The 17,469-nt window shown below is 60.1% G+C and carries 14 protein-coding genes; 5 read left to right on the forward strand and 9 right to left on the reverse strand.

From position 1 onward, the window contains the following. Nucleotides 1–37: 37 nt before the first annotated feature. Nucleotides 38–1,243 carry an OmpA family protein gene (locus JIF53_RS13500; protein WP_011787063.1) on the reverse strand — a complete coding sequence of 402 codons (1,206 nt, stop codon included), beginning with the start codon at nucleotides 1,241–1,243 and terminating at the stop codon, nucleotides 38–40. Nucleotides 1,244–1,411: 168 nt separating this feature from the next. Beyond that, on the reverse strand, nucleotides 1,412–3,736 hold the full coding sequence (locus JIF53_RS13505) for an ATP-dependent helicase (RefSeq protein WP_011787062.1): 2,325 nt from the start codon (nucleotides 3,734–3,736) through the stop codon (nucleotides 1,412–1,414). 57 nt (nucleotides 3,737–3,793) lie between these two features. Between JIF53_RS13505 and JIF53_RS13510 the strand changes: the two genes are divergently transcribed. Continuing rightward, nucleotides 3,794–5,935: a tRNA(Met) cytidine acetyltransferase TmcA gene (locus JIF53_RS13510; RefSeq protein WP_113879102.1), complete on the forward strand. Its 2,142-nt coding sequence runs from the start codon at nucleotides 3,794–3,796 to the stop codon at nucleotides 5,933–5,935. A gap of 69 nt (nucleotides 5,936–6,004) precedes the next feature. Further along, on the forward strand, nucleotides 6,005–6,592 hold the full coding sequence (locus tag JIF53_RS13515) for an ankyrin repeat domain-containing protein (protein ID WP_113879103.1): 588 nt from the start codon (nucleotides 6,005–6,007) through the stop codon (nucleotides 6,590–6,592). Nucleotide 6,593: 1 nt separating this feature from the next. On the opposite strand, the gene JIF53_RS13520 is transcribed toward JIF53_RS13515, so the two are convergent. Continuing rightward, nucleotides 6,594–7,703, reverse strand: coding sequence for an enoyl-CoA hydratase/isomerase family protein (locus JIF53_RS13520; RefSeq protein ID WP_113879104.1), 1,110 nt, complete (start codon nucleotides 7,701–7,703; stop codon nucleotides 6,594–6,596). A gap of 215 nt (nucleotides 7,704–7,918) precedes the next feature. Between JIF53_RS13520 and JIF53_RS13525 the strand changes: the two genes are divergently transcribed. Next, nucleotides 7,919–8,257: a c-type cytochrome gene (locus JIF53_RS13525; RefSeq protein WP_113879105.1), complete on the forward strand. Its 339-nt coding sequence runs from the start codon at nucleotides 7,919–7,921 to the stop codon at nucleotides 8,255–8,257. A gap of 26 nt (nucleotides 8,258–8,283) precedes the next feature. Here JIF53_RS13525 and ppnN read toward each other — a convergent pair whose 3' ends face one another. After that, nucleotides 8,284–9,666 (reverse strand): nucleotide 5'-monophosphate nucleosidase PpnN, encoded by a 1,383-nt coding sequence (ppnN, locus tag JIF53_RS13530; RefSeq protein ID WP_113879106.1) that lies wholly within the window; start codon nucleotides 9,664–9,666, stop codon nucleotides 8,284–8,286. 122 nt (nucleotides 9,667–9,788) lie between these two features. Here ppnN and thiI point away from each other — a divergent pair, with 122 nt between their 5' ends. Then, nucleotides 9,789–11,243, forward strand: coding sequence for a tRNA uracil 4-sulfurtransferase ThiI (thiI, locus tag JIF53_RS13535; RefSeq protein ID WP_199452843.1), 1,455 nt, complete (start codon nucleotides 9,789–9,791; stop codon nucleotides 11,241–11,243). On the opposite strand, the gene JIF53_RS13540 is transcribed toward thiI, so the two are convergent. After that, nucleotides 11,244–12,257, reverse strand: a complete 1,014-nt coding sequence (locus JIF53_RS13540) for a histone deacetylase family protein (RefSeq protein ID WP_199452845.1) — start codon at nucleotides 12,255–12,257, stop codon at nucleotides 11,244–11,246. It abuts the gene before it with no gap. Between the two features lie 205 nt (nucleotides 12,258–12,462). Between JIF53_RS13540 and JIF53_RS13545 the strand changes: the two genes are divergently transcribed. Continuing rightward, nucleotides 12,463–13,911, forward strand: coding sequence for an NAD-dependent succinate-semialdehyde dehydrogenase (locus JIF53_RS13545; protein ID WP_199452847.1), 1,449 nt, complete (start codon nucleotides 12,463–12,465; stop codon nucleotides 13,909–13,911). A gap of 67 nt (nucleotides 13,912–13,978) precedes the next feature. Here JIF53_RS13545 and JIF53_RS13550 read toward each other — a convergent pair whose 3' ends face one another. From JIF53_RS13550 to JIF53_RS19485, 4 genes are all read right to left on the reverse strand, one after another. Further along, a complete protein-coding gene (locus JIF53_RS13550) occupies nucleotides 13,979–14,392 on the reverse strand; it encodes a substrate-binding domain-containing protein (protein WP_011787053.1) in 414 nt (137 codons plus the stop codon). Nucleotides 14,393–14,401: 9 nt separating this feature from the next. After that, complete coding sequence (locus JIF53_RS13555) at nucleotides 14,402–15,613, reverse strand: hypothetical protein (protein WP_199452849.1); 1,212 nt, start codon at nucleotides 15,611–15,613, stop codon at nucleotides 14,402–14,404. Nucleotides 15,614–15,641: 28 nt separating this feature from the next. Next, nucleotides 15,642–16,934, reverse strand: a complete 1,293-nt coding sequence (locus JIF53_RS13560; RefSeq protein WP_323127181.1) for a methyl-accepting chemotaxis protein — start codon at nucleotides 16,932–16,934, stop codon at nucleotides 15,642–15,644. 120 nt (nucleotides 16,935–17,054) lie between these two features. Continuing rightward, the gene (locus JIF53_RS19485; RefSeq protein WP_228285570.1) at nucleotides 17,055–17,255 is read right to left on the reverse strand and encodes a hypothetical protein; all 201 of its coding nucleotides are present in this window, start codon (nucleotides 17,253–17,255) and stop codon (nucleotides 17,055–17,057) included. Nucleotides 17,256–17,469: the final 214 nt, after the last annotated feature.

A 17,469-nucleotide genomic window follows, 5' to 3' on the forward strand; every position in this document is an offset into this window, starting at 1 on the left:
CGCCCGAAGGCGCCTTACCGAGGTTGCCCGGATTGCCTTAACGGCGAACCTGGATGCGTGCCTCAACACGACGGTTCTGGGCACGGCCAGCCGGCGTATCATTGGTGGCAACAGGCTCGGCTTCACCATAGCCCACCGCGCTGACACGGTCCGGATCGACACCCAGAGGCCCGGTCAGTCGACCGGCAACCGCTTCTGCCCGGCGCTGGGACAGAAACTGGTTATAGCCCGCTTCACCGGCGCTGTCGGTATGGCCAGCGATCTCAACGGTGGTTTCCGGGTATTCCTCCATGAAATCGGCGACGCGACGAATTTCGTTGTCATAGGCGTTGTCGATAACAGAGCTGTTGGTGGGGAACTGAACCCGCAGTTCAATGGTTTCCACCGTTTCAGTAATGCCCTCACAGCCGGTTTCATCCACCGTGGCGCCCGCGGTGGTGTCCGGGCATTGATCCTGGCTGTTCACCACACCATCGTTGTCGCTGTCGAGCTCACAGCCGCGACTGTTAACCTCGGCCCCGGCTGGGGTGTTGGGACACTGGTCGCGGCTGTCCGCCACGCCGTCATTGTCGCTGTCCAGCTCGCAGCCGCGGCTGTCGACGCTGGCCCCGGCCGGTGTGCCCGGGCACTGGTCGCGATTATCGGGCACGCCGTCGTTGTCGGCATCGGCCGGGGCTTTCGGGGCCGGGGCAGAAACCGTGCGGGTAAAGGCCCAGCTCAAGCCGAGCGAGACCATGGTGTCGAAGGTGCTTTCATCAATGCCATGGAATTCCCGCAGATCGCCACGAATGGAGATGCCATCACTGACGTTGTAGCGGAAGCCGGTACCCACATTGACACGGGTTTCATCGTGATCAGTACCTGCCGAGCGGTAGGAAATGGAGTCTCCCAGCCCGAAGTCGGCATGGCCTGCACCAAGAGAAACGTAAGGGTTCCAGGCAGCTTCCGGGCCGGCGAAGTAATAGGTGCCGTCTACCCGGACTTCGTCGAAATCGGATTCGCCAGCCACATATTTGCGGTCGGCATCGGCCCGTGAGTACACGGCTTCAACTGACCAGTGAGGGCGGAAACGGTACTCAACACCTACACCGAAGGTGCCGGTTTCACTCAGGTCCCGTTTATCGTCGAAGAGCTGGAAGCCGGCAAACGGGTTGATGTAGATGGTTTCCTGGCGTTCCGCCAGGGCTGGCGTCGTAAGGGATGTTGCAAGGGCGGCCAGAGCGACCGGGCGCATGAGTTTCATGCAGAACCTCCTGTCTGATTATTATGTCCTGAAGCTGTCTCCGTTGAAGACGGATAAACTCCGGTAAAACACCACGTTACTGAAAATCTAGGCCAGTAAGCCATAAAACACAAAATTTGGCATCTCTCGACGTCTTCGCATTTGTACGCAGCCTTCACAGGCGACAGATCAATCACCCGCTGGCGTGAAATACAGGTGCGCGCTTTTTTTACTGAAATTCAGGGTGTCGCCATTGCCAAACCGGACCTCGAACGAGCTTTCATCTTCTGAGATAACCTCACCTGTGCCAAAGATGGCATGGGTCAGACGCTGCTGATGCCACACTGGTTCCGCCGTGTTTTGGCTCACTGTTCCTTCGCTTTCCAGCTGAACGCCCTCGCGTTCAGCGTATCGCAGACTCACGGGGGTTAACGGGTGGTCCAGCCTCAGGGGCTGGTCTGTCGGGGCAGTACCGGTATCCAGCGCGGAGCCGAGTTCCTGAGCTAATCCAAAGCACAGTTCGGAAACAAATCGACTGGGACCTTGGTCGCCCGACAGATGCGGGCTGGCCGGGGTGGGCCGGGTAATCAGGTGCAGATGGTGGCGGGTGCGGGTCATGCCCACGTAAAGCAGCCTGCGCTCGCTTTCCAGCAGGGCCCGGGCATCGTCCTGGGGACGAGGGCTGTAGGGCAGATATTTCTCCTGCAGGCCGGGAATGATTACCACGGGCCATTCCAGTCCCTTGGTTCGGTGGATGGTGGACAGCAGGACACCCTCGTCCCGATGTTCGCTGGCCTGTTGTTTCAGCAGGCTCAGGTGGTCCAGGGCTCCGTCGGCATTGACTTCCAGGCTTTTCAGGTAGTCGCGAAAACCCTGAATGGTATCAATCCGCTCCTCGGCACTGTCATGGGTCAGTGCGAGACTGCGAATACCCTCATAGAGATCCATGTGCTCGGCATAGACTGTGATCAGGCCAGCTACCGGCCCCTGATAGCGGTCGAGTTGCTGCAGGACTTCACCGAGTTTTTTCAGCTTTCTGGCCGCCATGGGCGCCAGGGCGTCGAAATCCAGACTGAGCAGCCGTTCGTGCCAGCCGGTGTCGAACGCCGCCAGGAACCGGGCCAGGTTTTCCAGTTCCGGTTCTTTCAGGCCCACATGGGGGAACCTCAGAATCTGGCGGGCAATGTCCAGTCGGTCATTTTCTGCGAGCTTGTCGAGCCGACGGGTAACCACCAGCAGCAAGGCCTGCACCGCCTGAACCTCGCGGCTGAACAGCGCGCCCTTACCGGCGTCGATCCGGTAGGGGATCTGGCGTGCCAGCAGTTTCAGTTCAATCGGCACGCTCTGGCTCCAGACCCGGAACAGGATGGCGCTCTGGCTCTGTTGTTCCGGCGCGAGTCCCTGCAGGATAGAAAGCACCTGGTTGCCATCGTTTTCGGCCTGATGCAGATGGATTTCGGTGTCGGGGGTGCCCGGGTGGGAATGGCACATCACATCCCGGCGGCCGGTGTTGTGGCAGATCAGATGGTTGGCCAGCAGTGCCACCCGGTGGCCGTAACGGAAGGTGTAGCTGAGGGTCTGCTCAAGCGGGCTTTCAAACTCATCACTGAACTTGCGCAGAATGAACTCGGGCCGGGCACCACGGAATTCGTAGATAGTCTGGTCCGGGTCGCCGACCACGGTTACCCGGGCGCGGTCACCGGCCACATAACGCAGAAGCAGGTGCTGGATCTCGTTGGTGTCCTGGTACTCGTCCACCAGGATCAGATCCATTTTGTTACCCACCAGGCGCTGCAATGGCGGGTTCTGATGGATGGCCATCACCGGCTCATACAGCATGTCGGCGTAGCTGATACGGCTTTCGCTTTTACGCCACTGCTCGAAGGAATGGAACAGGTCGATCAGGTAGCGGTGTTTGTCGGAGTAGCCCAGCTCCTCGAATACCACCTCCGCGGGTGCCAGCCCGGTTTTGACGCGGTCGATAAAGCCGGTGGCGGTTTCGACAAAATCCTTCTTGTTGCGGCGGATTTCATCGGCCAGTTCCTCCGGTGCCAGCCGCCGGGTCAGCAGCCAGGCCTGGAAGCCGATCTCCTGTTCGGTCAGGATCTTTTCCGAAAAGCCCGGCAGATAGCCTTCGCGGACGAACCGACGATACAGCCGAAGGCCCATGGCGTGGTAGGTGCGGATTTCCGGCAGAGCCAGCCCGCTCTGACTGCAGACGGACTGTAACTTGCGCTCAAAGTCCACCTTGGCGCTGCGGTTGAACATCAGCACCAGCATCCGGTCCGGATCGTGGCCCTGGGCCAGCAGGTAGCGGATGCGCCAGGCCAGCGTGGAGGTTTTGCCACTGCCCGCGACGGCGGTTATCACCGCGTGCTCGTAGCCGGAGGTGATGATGGCGCGCTGCTCGTCGGTCAGGTAATCCGGTAAGGACAGGTGGTCGGGGGCTTGGGTTTCGCTCGGCATAGTCGCTATTGTACTGGCCAACTGGTAGTGCGGATAGCGCTGCCGCATAATCCCGGCATAGCTCAGGCGCAAATACCTTCTTATGGCCAGCAGGTCTGAATTGACGTGAATGATAAAACCGAGACAATCGCCTCAGGCTGGCGCGCGTTCCAGCAAATCCTGGCAGCTCGCGGCCATCGCCGGCTGGTATTGGTTGAGGGTGATCGGCAGGCTGCGATCGCCCGGGTAGCCGGGCTCTTGCCGGAATTGTCGGCCGCGCAGGGGCTATGGGTCGGTCGTGAACAGGATGCGATCATGGCCGGGCTTGGCCATATCCGTGTCAAAGATTACCGGCGCGTACTGGGGCAGGAGTTGCCAGTTCTGGTCTGGGATGGCTGGGAGGGAACGTCTCCAGACGCCTTTGCGGCACTGTCCGGCACCTTGCGGGCGGGTGGGTTGCTGTTCTGGCTGATGCCGCCGTTGGCGCAGTGGTCGGATTTTGATGACCCGGACTATAGACGAACCGGACTGGACCGGGCCAGCGGCCATCCCTTCGCCGCCCGGTTGGCAACGGTACTTGCGGAAGATCCCGATGTCATTCGCCTTGCGGCGGACAATGGCACTGTGCCTGTTCTTAATCGGCCGGAGCCGGGCAGGGCGGACTTTCAACCCGGGCAGACGGCCGAGCAGCAGACGCTGGTTGCGGACGTGGTGCGCGCTGGCCAGGGCCGCCGCCGACGGCCGCTGGTGATTACTGCCGATCGCGGCCGAGGCAAATCGTCGGCCCTTGGCATGGCTGCTGCCCGCTTGCTCGAAACCGGCCGGAAACGGGTGCTGGTAACGGCACCTTCGGCTGATAACGTGGCTACCCTGTTCGCTCACGCCCGGCAGGCACTGGGTGATGCTCTGGCACTGGATACGCCGACCCATCTGACCACCCGGTCCGGTCATGAACTTTGCTTTCTGCCGCCACAGGAGTTGCTGTCGCAGCGGCCGGAGGCGGAAGTGGTCTTGGTTGATGAAGCGGCGGGTTTACCGGCCCAGTGGTTGAAAGCCGTGTTGCTGGGCTGGCCGAGAGTGGTGTTTGCCAGTACGGTGCATGGCTATGAAGGTACCGGCCGGGGCTTTGCCTTGCGCTTTCGACAGATTCTGGAACAGGAAACTCCGAACTGGCGCGCCGTCAGCGTTCGCGAGCCCATTCGCTGGGCGCAGGGTGACCCGCTGGAGCGACTGGTTTTCCAGCTGTATCTGTTATCGGCAGACGCGCCGGAGCCGCAACCGTTCGTCGCCGGCGACGTGCGCATTGAACGCTGGCAACCTGCCGCGACCAGCGAACAGACCCTGGCGGAGGCCTTTGGTCTGCTGGTCAATGCCCATTACCGGACCACGCCCGCCGATCTTCGGCAATGGCTGGATGACCCCGCCGCGATGACCTGGCGGGCCAGCGTAGAGGGGCGGACCATTGGCTTGCTCTGGGCATCCACTGAAGGTGGCCTGGCTCCTGATCTGGCTGAAGAGGTGGTCGCTGGAAAACGGCGGCTCAGGGGCCATATGCTGGCCCAGTCACTGGCCAATCATGGCGGCGCCCCCGCCGCTGCTACCCTGAAAACCCTTCGAGTGGTCCGCGTAGCGGTGGCGGAATCGGCACGCAGGCTTGGGGTCGGCCAACGGTTGGTGGCGGCTGCCCATGAGGCCTGTGTTCAGGATGGAATGGATGCATTGGGTACCAGCTTTGGCGGCGAACCGGGTTTGTTGGCGTTCTGGCACCGATGTGGCCTGCGCATCGTGCGTATGGGTCTGAGCCAGGAGGCGTCCACCGGAGAGTTTCCCCTGCAAATGCTGATGGGCACCTCTGAGCCGGGGCAGCAACTTCAGCAACAGCTGAGCAGCCGGTTCGCCCGACACCGGCAACATCTGGTGTCCCGCCATTGGTACCAACTGGACCATGAACTATTGCTGGCCATCTGCGACGCCCTGCCATCATCGGCGTGGCTGGATGACGATGATCGCCGGGATCTGACTAACTTCGCGTATGGCTTTCGCGGCTTTGAACTAACCTTGCCGGTTTTGCAGGAGCTCTCTGCCTGCAAGGGTATGGCTCAGCGAATTCAAAGCCATCCGGAGGCAAAGCTCTGGTGTCGTGCGGTATTGCAGGGCTGGTCCTGGGTGCAGTTGCAGGAGGCCGGCCTATGCCGGGGCCAGCGCGATGCAGAGGCGCGGCTGCGGTTGCTGGCTCGAGAACTTCTGCAAAACGAGACGGAGTTGTGACCGGTTCGATTTAATTCCGGTGACTGGCTGAGCAGAATAGCTGCAAAACGCAAACAAGAGACTTCCGACATGGGCAGGGACGCGAGCAGCTATTTCCACCTGGTATTTTTCCTGGCACTGACGCTGCTGGCCGGATGCAGTACAACCGGGTCAGCACCTGAAACCGGAGAGGCCGGTGCCGGCCCGGAGGAACTGATGGCTGCGGTGCGCGCCAATGAGGATCGGGCGGTACTTGAGCTGCTGTCCAGGGGGGTAAGGCCGGATGCCCAGGCCGGAGCGGAGCAAACTCCGCTTATGGTGGCTGCCACCAACGGTAACCGCCGCATTGTCCGGTTGTTACTGGCTGCGGGCGCAGAGGTGAATGCACGCAGTGCCGACGGCAATACCGCGGTTATCCAGGCTGCTGAAAATGGTCATCTTGCGGTGGTCCGGGCCTTGCTGGCGGCGGGCGCCAACGTGAACGTCAGCCAGGGTGGCGAATCCCTGTTGATGAAAGTGGTGGCCAGCGGTGATCTTCTGACCGCCGAAATGCTGCTGGCGGCCGGTGCCGATGTGCACTATCGCCGGGCGGATGGCACCACCGCTCTGGATCTCGCCCGCGCCAGCAACAATCAGGATCTTGAAATGCTGCTGGTGCAGGCGGGCGCCGCCCGCTGATTCAGAGGCTGTCCAGCATCATTGGGTCGGTCGTGTCGTCCCACACTGGCTGGAAATGCCGTTCAACCACCTCTTGCGGCACTTCGGCAACCGAGGGGTAAGACCACTCTGGGGAGCGGTCCTTGTCGACCAGCAGGGCGCGAATGCCCTCGGCCAGATCGGGTCTCCGGGTGCATTCTTCGGCCATGGCCAGTTCCATACGGAATACATCTTTCAACGACATCTGCTGGCCTTTCTGTATCTGGTGCCAGATCAGCCAGGCGGTGACCGGGCAGCCGGTCTTCAGGGTATGGATGCACGCCTGCCACCAGGGGTCGGTACTCTCCGAATTCCCCAGTTTTTCAACGATGGCCGGTAGCTCATCGCCTGCACTCAAGCGTGCGATGGTCTGTTCGTGCTGTTCCAGGTGCCCCGGAGCCAGCGTGCGGTAATCCAGCGCTTCCAGCTGGTTCAGCAGGCGGAACAGGCGGTTGTCGTCGGCGGCGGTTTCACCGCTCCAGCGTTCCTCCTGCAGCCGTTCAAGCAGGGCGCTGCTCTGGTCTGCTTCGATCACCATATCAGCCAGGCCCACTCGCAAGGCGTCGGCGACATTCAGTCGAGCGCCAGTCAGACCCATAAACAATCCGAGCCGGCCCGGGAGACGGTTCAGGAACCAGCTCGCGCCCACATCGGGAAACAGACCGATGCTGATCTCGGGCATTGCCATGGAGACATTCGGGTAGATTAACCGGTAGCGGCAGGCTGCCAGCAAGCCCAGGCCCCCGCCCATGACAATGCCGCCGGCCATGCCCACCACCGGCTTGGGGAACCGGTGCAGGGTAAAGTCGAGACGGTATTCCGCCGCAAAGAACCGCGCGGGCGCGGCTTTGTCGCCATCGCCTGTCAGTGCCGGGTACAGGGCCCGGATATTGCCTCCGGCACAGAACGCCCGGTCTCCCGCCCCCTGCAGAACCACCAGGCAGATACGGGAATCCTCCGCCCATTGCGCCAGCGCTTGCTGCGCCTGGTGGACCATCTCCTCGGTCAGGGCATTGAGTGTGCCCGGCTCGTTCAGGGTGAGCAGGCCGATGTGTCCTTCCCGGCAGGGGAGCTCCTGTACCTCAACTGGCATGGCTTGGTTCTCCGGTGGTATCTCTGATTGGGTATTTGTGGTTTGTTCGTACTGTCGTTCACAATGCTCAGGCGTAAAAGAGGACTATGGTCGCACGAAAGTCCTTGATCTATCACATTTGAGCTCACGGGCGGGTGTGCTATAAGTGAAACCTGAGTTACTGACCGGTTCTTATGCCGGAATGTGAACGTTAAAACGATGAGAGGGTGAACACAATGAATCTGAAGCATCTTGCAGTAGCGGGCCTGTTCGCAGCTGGCGCGATGGTACCGGTCGCTTCCATGGCCGCTGGTGACATCGAGGCTGGCAAGGCCAAGGCCGCCGTTTGTGCTGCGTGCCACGGCCAGAACGGTATCTCCCAGGTGCCCATCTACCCGAACCTGGCTGGCCAGAAAGAGCAGTACCTTGTAGCTTCTCTTAAGGCCTACAAGAATGGCGACCGCAAAGGTGGTCAGGCTCCGGTGATGCAGGGCCAGGCGACAGCCCTGAGCGATGCTGACATTGCCAACCTGGCTGCTTACTACGCCAGCTTGCCGGCCGACGGCGGCAAGTAAAGCGTTGTGTTTGTCAGTGCTGCGGCTCAGGCCGCACCACTGACAATCCGATAGCTGGGCCGGTAGGCCGACGAACCGGGTAGTTTCATCCGGTTTTGCGCTACGAACTGCTCCAGCATGGCCTCCAGAGGCTTGATCAGAGTGGGGTCGCCGGCGATTTCAAACGGCCCTTTCTCCTGCACCTGCCGGATGCCGCTTTCCTTTACGTTACCTGCCACAATCCCGCTGAACGCTTTGCGCAGGTTCGCCGCAATCAGGTGAACCGGCTGATCGCGATGCAGTTCCAGAGCCCGCATGTTGTCATGGTTCGGCTCGAACGGTAGCTGGAATACCGGGTCGATTTTCAGCATCCAGTTGAAGTAGTAGGCATCCTGCATGGCGCGGCGGAAAGTCTCCACGTCTTTCATGCCCTGCTTCATGGTCTGGGCGACCCGTATCGGATCATCGATGATGATCTCGTATTTGCTGGCGGCCTCATCGCCCAGGGCGTTGCGGATAAACTTGTCGATCATTTCAAAGTATTCCGCATTTTCCTGGCGACCGGTAAATACCACCGGGTATGGCAGGTCGACGTTGTCCGGGTGTAGCAGAATGCCGAGCAGGTACAGAATCTCCTCCGCGGTACCGACGCCACCCGGGAACACAATCACGCCATGGCCGCAGCGGACAAAGGCCTCAAGACGCTTCTCGATATCCGGCATGATCACCAGTTCGTTCACAATCGGGTTGGGGGCTTCGGCACCGATAATGCCCGGCTCGGTAATACCGATGTAACGGCCGTTCTTCACCCGTTGCTTGGCGTGGCCGATGGTGGCACCTTTCATCGGGCCTTTCATGGCACCCGGGCCGCAGCCGGTACAGATACTCAGGCCGCGCAGCCCAAGCTGATGACCAACATCCTTGCTGTACTGGTATTCATCGTGGCTGATGGAATGGCCACCCCAGCACACCACCAGGTCTGGCTGGCGGCCTGCTTCCAGTACCCGGGCGTTGCGCAGGATGTGGAACACCAGGTTGGTGAGGTCTTCCGGGTTGTCCTTGCGGAAGCCAGCCACGCTGTTGGGCAGGGAGTGGCTGTAGACGATATCGCGCAACACGGAAAACAGATGTTCCCGGATGGCGCGCAGCATTTCGCCGTCCACAAAGGCGTGGCCGGGTGCGTTGATCAGCTCCAGTTTCAGCCCCCGGGGCTGGGGTACCAGCCGCACATCGAAATCGGCGTGGGCTTCCATCAACTCCTTACAATCGTCGGTTTCGACGCCGGTATTGAGCACGGCCAGTGCACACTGGCGGAACAGGCGATACAGACCACCCTCGCTCTTGTCCTTGAGCCGGCTTACCTCGTAATTGGAAAGAATCTCGAGGCTGCCCTCGGGGGAGACCAGGGCATTCATGGTGGTTTCAGTCATCGGTGGTGAAGCTCCTGATGGTTTCGGCAATGACGGATTTTGAGCCAGTCTGGCGAAAGGGTACACTAAGGCCTTTCCGGCTTTTACGCCACCCGACGTTATTCCGATCAAAGTCTTTTTTTATGAAATTGCTGATTCGTCCCGCCCCGGAAGTGGCTATCAAGAGTAAACCCGTTCGCCAGCAGCAGATGCGCCAGTTGCGGCAGAATATCCGTAAATTACTGGCCCGGCTGGATCCGGAGATCCGTGTGGATGGCAGCTGGGACCGGGTGGATGTGGATGTGCCCGATGGCCGCAGCCTTGCCGGCCCGGTGATTGATGAGCTGGTGCGCATTCCCGGCATCTCGACCATCCAGGAGATCGGGGTGTTTCCCTTTGTCGATCTTGAAGACGTCGGCGAAAAGGCGGTGCAGGCCTACGCCGAACGCCTGAAAGGCAAGACGTTTGCCGTTCGCGCCCGCCGCCATGGCGATCATGATTTCCGTTCCATTGACCTGGAGCGTTCAGTGGGCGCGGCGTTGTTGCAGGGCTCCGACGCCAAAGGCGTAGATCTGAAATCACCGGATTTGGAAGTTCGTATTGAGGTAAAGGACGACAGCTACCATATTGCCCATCGTCGCCACGAGGGTCTTGGCGGTTATCCGCTGGGGACGGTAGAAACGGTGATGACGCTGATTTCCGGCGGCTACGACTCGTCGGTGGCTGCCTACCTGATGATGCGCCGTGGTATTCGCAGTCATTATCTGTTCTTTAATCTGGGCGGTGCGGCCCATGAAGTGGGCGTGCGCCAGGTGGCTCACTACCTGTGGGAGCGTTATGGTTCGTCCCACAACGTCAAGTTTATTTCTGTGCCGTTTGAGGGTGTGGTCGCCGAGATCATGCGCTCGGTCAACCATCGCCACTGGGGCGTGGTGCTCAAACGGATGATGCTCAAGGCCGCTGCTGAGATCGCCCGGGATTACAACGCCTCGGGGCTGGTCATGGGCGATGCGGTGGCTCAGGTCTCCAGCCAGACCCTGACCAACCTGAATGTGGTGGACCGTGCCAGTGACGAGGTTGTGCTGCGCCCGCTGATTGCCATGGACAAGCAGGAAATCATCCGAATTGCCAAGGACATCGGTACCGAGCCGTTTGCCCGCAACATGCCGGAGTATTGCGGCGTGATTTCCAGCAAGCCGGTCACTCGCGCCAGGCTGCATCGGGTGGAGGAAGAAGAGGCGAACATGGACCCGGCCGCCCTGGCCGATGCCATCGCTAACCGTACCGACACCATAGTCAGCCAGCTCCTGGACAGCACCCAGACGCCGGAAGAGGTGGAGTTGATCCAGACGCCGTCGGTAGACGACGTGATTATCGACGTTCGCCACCCGTCGGAAGAAGAGCGCTCGCCACTGACCCTGACCAACAACGATGTGCTCAAGATTCCTTTCTACGAGCTGAATCAGCAGGTGGCGGAACTGCCGGGCAACCGCCAGTACCTGCTGTACTGCGACCGGGGCACCATGAGCCGCATGCACGCCGGCCACCTGAAGGCTGAGGGGCATGGCAATATCAAGGTGTATGCCCCGGCGGTCTGATCAGCCCTCCAACCCCTTGAAAAACTGCTGGACGTTCTCGCTGAGGGCGTCCAGATCATACCCGCCTTCCTGCACCACCAGCGTGGGTAAACCCAGCTGACGAAGGTGCGTGCTCAGCCGACAGAAGCCTTCGGAAGTCACCGATACTTTCGCCTGCGGGTCGTTCTTGTAGATATCGAAACCCAGGGTCAGGATCAGCACATCCGGCTGGTACAGGCGAATGGCGGCCACGGCTTCATCCAGTTTGGCGAAGAAATCCTCCTCGCTGGAGCCGTGGGGCATGGGCAGGTTGATGTTGTAGCCATAGCCTTCGCCTTCCCCACGTTCGTCCTCGAAGCCGCTGACCACCGGATAAAAGTTGGTGGGGTCGCCGTGGATGGAGATGTACAGCACGTCGCTGCGGTCGTAGAAGATCTCCTGAATGCCCTGGCCATGATGCATGTCGGTGTCCAGGATGACCGTTCGCGGGAACCGGCTCTTCAAGTGCTCGGCCGCGATGGCGGCGTTGTTCAGGTAGCAGAATCCACCGGCGGCATCCTTGCGGGCGTGATGCCCTGGTGGCCTGCACACAGCGTAGGCGTTGCGCTCTCCGGCGATCAGCGCGTCGGCGGCACCCAAGGCGGTCTGGGCCGACCAGTAGGCCGCCTTCCAGGTATTTTCGCCAATGGGGCAGCTGCCGTCTGCCAGGTAACAGGCGGCTTCGGCCAGGACGCCCCGCATGGCGTTGGGGGAACGTACGAAAATATTCGACATTACCTCGTCGCCCCAGTCTTCCATTTCCATCCAGCGCCGGTGGGCGGATTCGAGGAATCGCAGGTAACCCAGGTCGTGCACCTTGGAGATCGGGCCGGCGCCCTGGTCGGCCGGCTGCAGTACCGGGATGCCCATGGCTTTCAGGCCTTCGAGCATCTGGCCGGTGCGATCAGGCACCTCCTGAGGCTGGCGCATCTGGCCACGGGTGAAATAGGTTTTCGGGATGTGCAGGTCCTGCGTCGGATGAAAAAATGCTTTCATGAATCCGTCTCCTTGGGGTGTCAGGGAGAGCCTGTAAAAACTCTCCTTCGAGTATAGGCAGTCACCCGCCCGGGTCAAAAATGACGGCCAGGAAATCTCCCCCTGACTTTACAGGCCGCCACTCAGGATCCACTATGAAAGGCACGCGTTGCTTTTGAACTCCGCCCCGGTCCGGGGCGTCACCAGTCATGCAAGAGGAGCCGAGATGATCGAGTCACCACTACTGGAAAACCTCACAGGCTACATTGGCGGGCGCTGGAAAGACTCTGCCGGCGGTGCCACGTTCGACGTTTACAACCCGGCCACCGGCTCGGTGATTGCCAAGGTTCCGTCGATGCCGGAGGAAGATGTTGTGGCAGCGGTGGAGGCTGGACAATCAGCGCTCCGGCTCACCAATCCCTGGCCGATTGAAACCCGCCGCAAGTGGCTGGAGGATATTCGTGACGGCCTGAAAGAAAACCGCGAAGAGATTGGCCGCATCCTGTGTATGGAGCATGGCAAGCCCTGGAAGGAAGCCCAGGGCGAGGTGGATTACGCCGCCGGTTTCTTCGATTACTGTGCCAAGCACATCAGCGCTCTTGATTCCCACACGATTCCGGAGAAGCCCAAGGACTGCACCTGGACGGTTCACTACCGGCCCGTGGGCGTGACTGGCCTGATCGTGCCCTGGAATTTCCCCATTGGTATGATCGCCAAGAAGCTTTCGGCGGCCCTGGCAGCGGGTTGTCCTTCTGTCATCAAGCCAGCCAGCGAAACCCCGCTGACCATGATCGCGTTCTTCAGCGTGATGGATAAACTCGACCTGCCGGATGGCATGGTCAACCTGGTAATGGGTAAGGCCAGCGTGATCGGCAAGGTGCTGTGTGAGCACAAAGACGTACCCATGCTCAGCTTCACCGGCTCCACAGAAGTGGGCCGCAAACTGATTGTCGACACCGCCGAGCAGGTGAAGAAGCTGGCACTGGAGTTGGGGGGCAATGCCCCGTTCATCGTCTTTGACGATGCCGACCTGGAGGCCGCCGCCGATAACCTGATTGCCAACAAGTTCCGCGGTGGCGGCCAGACCTGTGTCTGCGCGAACCGTATCTTTGTGCATGAGAAGGTGGCGGATGCCTTTGGTCAGAAGCTGGCGGAACGTGTGAACAAGATGACCGTGGGCGATGGTATGAACGATGGCATCGACATTGGCCCGCTGATCAACAAGCAAGGCTTTGATAAGGTCAAACGACACCTGCAGGACGCCCTGGATAAGGGCGCCAGCCTGGTGGCCGGCAAACAGCCAGCGGAACTGGGTGATGGCCTGTTCTTCCCGCCCACGGTGGTGCAGGGCGTGGACCGGGAGATGCGCTGTTACCAGGAAGAAACCTTCGGCCCGCTGGTGCCCATGGCGCTGTTCCGGACCGAGGAAGAAGTCATCGAAGCCGGTAACGATACCGAGTTTGGTCTGGCCTCGTACGTGTTCACCGCCGATGCCGAGCGTGCCCAGCGGGTAGCCGCCGGTTTGAGGTTTGGCCATGTGGGCTGGAATACCGGTACCGGACCAACGCCGGAGGCGCCATTTGGCGGTATGAAAGCCTCGGGTATTGGCCGGGAAGGTGGTCTGGAAGGGCTGTTTGAATTTGTGGAGGCCCAGACTGTGCCGAGAGGTTTCTAGGCAGCCGGTCTTCAAACAGCAAAAAGGCGAGCTTCGGCTCGCCTATTTGCGTTCTGCACGGCAGAGATCAGGGCGTCAGGATAACCTTGACACTGTCGTCCACATCCGCGGAATCGATGTAGCCGATGGCGCCTGGTGTGGAGGCGACCTGGGCCTTCATGCCCGAAGCACTGCCGGCTTCCGCCGGAGGTTGACCACGACCGGTGAACACCTGTTGGGACCAGAAGGCCTTCAGTTGGGCATCGTTACGGCCGGTCACCTTGTCGTGGAACTCGGCACGGGTGGCGTTGCCTTCCGGGAGTTCAAACGGCTTCGCGCTCTGGCCATTCGGCAGGGCTTTGCTGCGGTTCAGATACAGATCCCGTACTTCGTTGGCGCTGATGCTGTCCGGGCCAGACGGGTTGCCGATCACCACGACTTCAGCCAGGGCCAGGGGGCTTGCCAGCAAGCTGGCCGCAAACAACAGGCTAAGCTTTTTCATGGGGCCTCCTTAGAATGCCGAGTCGATTTTGAGGGTGTAGACGTTGGTGCTGTCTGTGTCACTGGTCAGCATGTGTTGGGTGTTCAGGTTGCCGAACCCTTTTTGTAACCCGGTAACGTGGGTAACGTCAGCCTTGATAGCAACGCCCGGCGTGATGTCCCAACGCGTACCGATACTGTATTCGTTGCGTTGATAGTTCAGGATGGACTCGGGAACAACCACGCGTCGGGCTGGTTCGTTGATGAACAGCCCAGTGCGCTCATTGTCGTCTTTACTCTCAGTCCAGCCAGTAGCGATGTAAGGCGTCCAAGCACCAAATCGATGGCCCACAGACAGGTAGGCTGAGTCTGTGTCCGCAAATTGACCGTCAACTTCGACTCGGGTCACTTCGCCGATGATCTGCCAGCTACCATCGTCGTAGCTCGCTCCCAGACCAAAGAAATTACCTCTGTCTCCGTCTGCGAGTGTGGTGTCGACCACTACTCCAGCGGCTGCTGCCTGTGCCGCAAGCCGGGTCGCATCAATATCCGCCTCGGCGGTCGCCGCCACACCACGCAGGGTCCACACGTAGTCGGTCCAGGTCAGGTTCATGCCTGCGATGTTGCGCAGCTGTACGTCGCCGGAGTTGCCATCTTCATCGGTAAAGCCGGTGAAGCCGGTTGCGGTCAGCGAGGAGTTGTCGAAGTTCAGGTTGTAGCTGGCATCCGCACCAACATAGCTGGTCACGGCAATCGGGCCATACACGCTCTGGGGCGGGCGTGCCCACGGCTGGGCGTAGCCGACTTCCAGGGAGTCGGAGTACATGAAGAACGGAATCCGCATCTTGCCGGCCCGAATCTGCAGGTTGTTGGTGGGGCGGTGGCTCAGATAGGCCCACTCCACCTGGGGTTCCCAGTCATCTTCGCCCCGGCCGACCAGTTGCATCACAATCTGGCTCTTCTGTGTGACGTCAAAGGTGCCTTGCAGGGCGAACAGGCTCAGATCCGCCACTTCGGATTCGTCGGTGATTCCGGCGTAACCGGCATCGTTGCTGGCCCGGGCGAAACCGGTGCTGAAAAAGCCGTTGAAGCGAATGCCGGTGTCTTTCGCGGAGTTCAGCTGTTGTTGCATGGCATTCAGCTGCTGCTGCATGCGCTCGAGGGTGTCCTCGGTACTCTGTGCCAGAGCCGGGGGCGCGGCAATGGCGAGCGCCAGAGGCGCTGCAGTAAACAGTTTTTTCATCAGGAGTTTCCTTTTTCTCGGGTTTTACTTAAACGCGGAACTGCCCGGCCACGCTCTGCAAGCCATTACTGACGTCCTGGATCTTGCGACTGACCGTATCCAGCTCATCGGTGCTTTCCATCACGGCCTCGGCGTTGCGATGCATGTCGCCCATATGGCCAGTGACTTCGCTGAAGGTGGTGCTTTGTTCATAGGTGGCCGCGGCAATCTGCTCGTTCAGTTCGCTGATCTGCTGAACATTCTCGAGAATCTTGCGCAGGACCTCGCCAGACTCGGTGGTCGCATCCACGCCCTGCCTGGCCATGTCTACGCTGCCTTGCATGGAATGCACGGCGGCGCCGGAGGCTTTCGACAACTCGGAAATCACCTGCTGGATTTCTTCCGTGGCCTTGTGGGTGCGCACCGCCAGGCCACGAACCTCATCGGCGACCACGGCAAAACCGCGGCCGTGTTCGCCGGCACGAGCGGCTTCAATGGCAGCGTTCAGAGCCAGCAGATTGGTTTGTTCGGCGACAGTCTGGATGGTTTCCAGCAGACCGCCCACTTTCACGGAGAACTCGTCAAACTGGTTGACCAGGCTGGCAGTGTTCTCGATTTCTGCCATCAGTCGCTGGATGGTCTGTATGTTGTCCTCGACCTTCTGTTGCCCGGTGGTCGCAAACTTGGATGCGTCCTGGGTCTGGTCGGAGGCGCTGGAGGCAAAGCCCGCCACTTCCTCAACGCTCTTGACCAGCTCTTCCACGGAATTGCGGGTGGAGGAGATGGCCTGGGCCTGCTGGCTGATGCGTTCAAGATTGGTGCGGCTGGTGCTACCCAGATGTGAGGCGACGCCGTTCAGCTCGCCAATATCCTGCTGGATGGTGGCAAAGGACTTGTGCAGTTTTTCAACAAATCGGTTGAACTGGTCCACCAGATCCCGAAGTTCATCCTTGCCGGTGTAGTCAATGCGGGAGGTCAGATCACCCTCACCGGAAGCCATGTCCCGTAGGGAAGTAATGATTTGTTGCAGGCTGCCGGATACCGACCGGCCAATGATCAGGCTCAGCGCAATCAGGACGACCAAGGCGATCACAACAATCGTCACGGATACGGTGGCGGCTTCACTGCTGGCAGCGGTGGTGTCGTCGATGGCCTGGGTCAGGCGGCTTCCCATGGCGTTGCGCATCTCGTCCAGGTCAGAGCGCAGGCCGGCCAGCCGCTCGGCGTTGGCGGAGGCTTCCTGGCCGATGCGATTGAAATCCGCAGTACCTTCTATGATTGCGGTGGCGATTCGGGTGGCGGTGTTGTAGTAACCGTTCAGCTCGGATTTCAGGGCCTTCACCTGATCACGCAGAGCCGGGTTCAGGGTGGCGATGCGGTCCAGATTGGCGGATATTTCTGCCAGCTGTTCCCTGGTGGCGGCAATCTGTTGATCATCACCGGTGGTGACGGCAGTGTTGATCTAGTTTTCAATCAGTTGCAGCAAACCGCGGTTGATCGTGGACAGTTCCAGGGAGGGGTAGAGCTGGTCGCGAACTTCGCTGAGGCGTTCGGAGTTATTGCGCTCGGTGACAATGGAGAAGGCCTGGCTGACCACAAAGGCAATAATGGCAACGATGACCAGCAATGCCAGTTTGTGAGAAATCTTCAGTGATGAAAGCATGTTGTAGTCCTTGTCCGCCCGGCCTAAGACTTTAGTCGGGGGCGATTCTAAGTCGTTTTTTGAACGTATGACACAGAATTCATGTGTCAGTGTGTTAAGGCATGTATCGGCTGGCGGCAGGAGATCTGAACCAAGGTGGATGTTAAATGCCTCAAATTTTTCCGGTAGTCGGGCGGGTGGCAGAAAGGAAGTCTTTGCGTTGTGCTGATATAAT

The sequence above is a fragment of the Marinobacter sp. bablab_jr008 genome (assembly GCF_016464145.1).
Taxonomy (GTDB): domain Bacteria; phylum Pseudomonadota; class Gammaproteobacteria; order Pseudomonadales; family Oleiphilaceae; genus Marinobacter; species Marinobacter nauticus.

Coding starts and splice junctions, on each gene's coding strand:
- JIF53_RS13500 (WP_011787063.1), bottom strand. CDS start 1,243: ATGAAACTCATGCGCCCGGTCGCTCTGGCCGCCCTTGCAACATCCCTT.
- JIF53_RS13505 (WP_011787062.1), bottom strand. CDS start 3,736: ATGCGGCAGCGCTATCCGCACTACCAGTTGGCCAGTACAATAGCGACT.
- JIF53_RS13515 (WP_113879103.1), top strand. CDS start 6,005: ATGGGCAGGGACGCGAGCAGCTATTTCCACCTGGTATTTTTCCTGGCA.
- JIF53_RS13520 (WP_113879104.1), bottom strand. CDS start 7,703: ATGCCAGTTGAGGTACAGGAGCTCCCCTGCCGGGAAGGACACATCGGC.
- JIF53_RS13525 (WP_113879105.1), top strand. CDS start 7,919: ATGAATCTGAAGCATCTTGCAGTAGCGGGCCTGTTCGCAGCTGGCGCG.
- ppnN (WP_113879106.1), bottom strand. CDS start 9,666: ATGACTGAAACCACCATGAATGCCCTGGTCTCCCCCGAGGGCAGCCTC.
- thiI (WP_199452843.1), top strand. CDS start 9,789: ATGAAATTGCTGATTCGTCCCGCCCCGGAAGTGGCTATCAAGAGTAAA.
- JIF53_RS13540 (WP_199452845.1), bottom strand. CDS start 12,257: ATGAAAGCATTTTTTCATCCGACGCAGGACCTGCACATCCCGAAAACC.
- JIF53_RS13545 (WP_199452847.1), top strand. CDS start 12,463: ATGATCGAGTCACCACTACTGGAAAACCTCACAGGCTACATTGGCGGG.
- JIF53_RS13550 (WP_011787053.1), bottom strand. CDS start 14,392: ATGAAAAAGCTTAGCCTGTTGTTTGCGGCCAGCTTGCTGGCAAGCCCC.
- JIF53_RS13555 (WP_199452849.1), bottom strand. CDS start 15,613: ATGAAAAAACTGTTTACTGCAGCGCCTCTGGCGCTCGCCATTGCCGCG.
- JIF53_RS19485 (WP_228285570.1), bottom strand. CDS start 17,255: ATGCTTTCATCACTGAAGATTTCTCACAAACTGGCATTGCTGGTCATC.